5 protein-coding genes are annotated in these 4,245 nt (G+C 36.0%); all 5 read left to right on the forward strand.

What is annotated here, in order from left to right; genetic code table 11:
* Positions 1-316 precede the first annotated feature (316 nt).
* The 5 genes from QME45_14520 to QME45_14540 all read left to right on the forward strand — a co-directional run bounded on the left by QME45_14520 (position 317) and on the right by QME45_14540 (position 4,091).
* On the forward strand, positions 317-853 hold the full coding sequence (locus QME45_14520; GenBank protein ID MDI6619842.1) for a hypothetical protein: 537 nt from the start codon (positions 317-319) through the stop codon (positions 851-853).
* Positions 837-1,532, forward strand: a complete 696-nt coding sequence (locus QME45_14525) for a PHP domain-containing protein (protein ID MDI6619843.1) — start codon at positions 837-839, stop codon at positions 1,530-1,532. Before QME45_14520 ends, QME45_14525 begins: the two co-directional genes overlap by 17 nt.
* A gap of 84 nt (positions 1,533-1,616) precedes the next feature.
* Entirely contained in the window at positions 1,617-2,504 is an 888-nt protein-coding gene (locus tag QME45_14530; protein ID MDI6619844.1) for a metallophosphoesterase, read from the forward strand.
* A 108-nt stretch (positions 2,505-2,612) separates the two neighbouring features.
* Positions 2,613-3,203, forward strand: coding sequence for an RNA polymerase sigma factor (locus QME45_14535; GenBank protein ID MDI6619845.1), 591 nt, complete (start codon positions 2,613-2,615; stop codon positions 3,201-3,203).
* A gap of 24 nt (positions 3,204-3,227) precedes the next feature.
* A complete protein-coding gene (locus QME45_14540; GenBank protein MDI6619846.1) occupies positions 3,228-4,091 on the forward strand; it encodes a zf-HC2 domain-containing protein in 864 nt (287 codons plus the stop codon).
* Positions 4,092-4,245 lie beyond the last annotated feature (154 nt).

Genomic DNA, 4,245 nt, shown 5'->3' on the forward strand with positions numbered 1-4,245 from the left:
CTCAGACAATCAAAAGCTCTAAGGATTCTTATGCGGCAGCAGGCCAAGAACTTATAAAAACTCTCATAATGCTCATTCGTAGCTCAAAATAACATAATCCTATTTATGCCTGATTTCAAATTACGAATTGGAAAAGTTGAATGGACGGGGGATCCCGAGGTACACATAATCTTGATGCACACGGTGCCCCTTTAATATACTGCTCAACAAAAAACATGAATATCGGCGTGCGCAAAGGTTACTTTATTTCATATATTGACATTGAGGTTATTATTTTAAGCGGGTGATGAAAATTAAAACCTATGCGGGCTTTAACTTGAAGGAACTGAAATTATTAGGCAAGGGGACTCAAGGCAAAGTATATAAAATAAATGATAAAATGTGCATCAAGGTTTTCAAAAGCAAAAGAGCATGCGAGGATGAATTTGAATCACTGATGATGGCACAGACGGATATTCATTTTCCAAAGCTATATTATTCAGGTGAGAAGTATATCGTCAGGGAATGCATAAACGGTATCGAGTTAAATGAATACTTATTAAGGCATCCTCTCACTCCATCGATTTCTGCCGGTATTATTGATATATATGAAGCCATGATGAAAATTGGTTATAAACGATTGGATTCAGCGATATTCCATATCTTTGTAACTTCGCAGGGCAGCCTTAAACTCATTGATACTGCCAAAGCATTAAAGAAAAAAGCAAATTGCCCTCACCTGATTCTCAGCGGGTTAAAAAAGCTCGGATATAAGAAAGAGTTCTTGAATTTTGTTAAGAATACAAGACCGGACATATACGGATACATGAAAAATAAAAGGGAATCGGGTGACAGATATGCTTACAAGAGGTGATCTCCATATCCATTCAACTGCTTCCGATGGTGATTTTAGCCCATGGGAGATAGTCAAGTCTGCGAAGGAACATGGAGTCGATACGATAGCAATCACAGACCACAATTCAACCGATGGAATAAACGAAGCGGCGTCGGCAGGCAGGCAATACGGTGTTGCAGTGATCCCCGCCGTAGAATTATCGACAAAATATGGTGGAGAGAGAGTCCATATACTGGGATATTTTAAAAACAACAGATTTAACGACAGCATCCTTAAGGATATTTTGACTCTTGTAAAGGAGCATGATATTAAAACTGTAAGAAATATATTAAAAGATTTCGTTTATATAAAAGGATATGAAGATCATCTTTCCGTTCCGGAAGGGATAGCTCTTTTAAAAACTTTCGGAGCAGCAGCCGTACTGGCTCATCCAGTCCGTATAAGGGTCAGAAACCTTCCGGCAGTTTTGAGTTTTCCCTTTGACGGAATAGAAGCCAAATATTGTAACAACAGCCGTTATGATACACTATATTTTATTAATATAGCATTATCAAGATTTTCGTTTTATACGGGCGGGTCGGATTTTCATACAAATAGAGGCAGTTATCATACTCACTGTTCCATAGGAAATCCCAGCCTTAATCAAATGGAAATACAAATATTTCTTAGAAACTCAGGTGCAATAGTTTTAAATTAGTGTTTCTGGTATGTAAGTTCGATCGAAAGATTATGATAAGAAAAGCTGTCAGCGAAGCATAGAATAAGTTATGCAGAATATTATTTGAATTTTGGTGATAAAATGAGGTTTGTAATAATCGGGGACAGTAAGGGAAAAGAAGGCGGCATCAACAAAAAGGTGCTTGCAAGAATATTGAATAAGACCGATAAGTTATACCCCAAGCCGGAATTTTTTGTGATGCTTGGAGATAGTGTGGCGGGGAGCAGAATCCCGGAAATACTGGCAGCGCAGCTAATTATGCTGAGAAAGCTTATAGAAAGATATCATCCGAATATACCGATAATTCCGGTAGCAGGCAACCATGAGGTCAATGTTACATCGACAGATGGCAGATACGAAAAAATATTATCCGAGATTTATTGCGATTTTACGCCTGACGGCATACTTCAAAATTATAACCGGACAGTATATTATAAAGATTTTAGTGAAACCAGACTTATAATACTCAATGCCTTTCATTATGGAAAGATGCACAAAATCGATAAAGAGCAGCTCGACTGGCTTGAACAGGCGGCTTCGGCAAATAAAAAAAGTAAAATCGTGTTTGTCCATTCACCAGCGTTCCCTACAGGGGCACACCTTGGACACTGTCTCGACTTATATCCTGCTTGCAGAGATGCTTTCTGGAATATAATCGACAAATATCGGATAGATATAGTTTTCTCGGGGCACGAACATAACTATTCTAGAAGAATAGTAAACAATTCGTTCAACGATGGGGAAAATAATTTCAGGAATTGTGTCTGCCAGGTAATTACGGGTGGTGGCGGCGAAAAACTGAAGAGTAAATATAAAAGCAGGGAAGGCGTAATTGTCCCTCCAATAGATAAATATCACTTTGTAGTTGTGGATATTATAGCTGGTACCATAGACGTTTCTGCTATAAGTTCTGAAGGCAAAAAGATGGACCAATTCAAAATAGTAAAATAAGATATATCATCTCAGAAAGTCGCACATCTGAAATTTTTGTAAATAATTTTTAACTTTTTTGTGAATTTTAATGATAAAATAATATTAAAAGTTATCCGAAACTATGAGGTGAGAATTTTGGATTATTCTCTGAAAGATTTAATATCCAAGAGCCAGGATGGGGATATAAGCGTATTTGAAGAGCTTATAAAATTATATCAAAAGAAAATATTTAACATTGCATACAGGATGGTAGGCAATTATGATGATGCATCGGATATTGCCCAGGAAGTCTGCATAAAGATATTCAGATCCATCAAGAAATTCAAACAGGACTCATCTTTTAGCACATGGGTATACAGGATAACTTGTAACGTATGCATCGATGAAATCAGGAAACGAAAGGCCAATACAATATCTTTGACAGCCATAAATGAAGATAAGGAATATGAGATACCGATTGCGGACAAAAGAGGACTTCCTGATGAAATAGTCGAAAACAAGGAAACAGAAGAATTTATAATGCAGTCTATAAATGAACTTTCGCCAGAGTACAGGGCGTTGATTATATTAAGGGATGTATACGGTTATACATATATTGAAATATCGAAAATTTTATGTATAAATATCGGGACGGTCAAGTCGCGGTTAAACAGGGCAAGAAGTCTTTTGAAAGAAAAAATAAAAAAGAATGAACTTTTTAACGATAAGAACGTCTAATAATTTGAAAGGAGGTTTTTCATAATGGAATGTTCAAGGGTAATGGAACTTCTCTCAGAATATGCTGATGATGAGCTTGATTCTGAAACTTCGGATGAAATACGAAAGCATATGGAAAGTTGCAGCAGTTGTAAATATGAATATGAATTGCTGATGGGCGTTATAGATAATTGCCGCAGACTTGGAGAAGTCGACCTTCCCGGGGATTTTAACAAAAACCTGCATGAAAAACTTATATCCGAGGGCAGCAGTTATAAAAATAGATATATATGGTTGAAAAGGTATGGTGCAGTTGCAGCCGTCCTGATTTTATTTATATCCATAGGTTTTATGGTCCGCAGCGACATGTTTGGGATGAAAAGGACAAAATCCAGCAGTGTTGCACAAGAAAATATGAAAACCAGCAGTGAAAAAAAAGTACAGTCTAAAGCAAACGGTTCAGCCGATGAAAAGAAAAACTTTGACATGAATCAAGAGCTAAAGAGCCAGCGTGGTGGTAAATCTGTCAATGAAATTTCTTTAATGATTAATCTAAACGATGAAGAGTACACTAAAGATCATCAAAATATAATAAATACGGTTTACAGATTTGGAGGATGTAAAATTCAGTACGATAATTACCAGTATAAAGTTCCCATAAATAATTTGTTTAAATTATACGAGAGCATTAAAGATGATTATAAAATCAAGGATATTTTACTTAATTCCGAAGATAAGACTTTGCAGTACAAGAAGCTTTATGAGGAACTGGACACTCTTAAAGAGAGTGAAGGCAAGAATCCCGACAGCGCCGATATAAAAAAACAGATTGACAAAGAAGAGTCGGAGCTTAAAGAGATGGATGAAAGTGGTCAATATTTTTTTGTAAGTATTAAAGTACCGCGTTAAGAATTAGTTTATTATGAATATAAATCTGGATATACGTAAATTATATTCCAGTTTCGATAAAAATACATGTGAACATATACATGTATTTTTTTATTGACATTCGATTCGCAATATGAAATCGAAATAAATAGGATTATATTATTTTGAGCAACGA

It is taken from the genome of Clostridiales bacterium (genome assembly GCA_030016385.1).
Lineage (GTDB): Bacteria > Bacillota > Clostridia > Clostridiales > Oxobacteraceae > JASEJN01.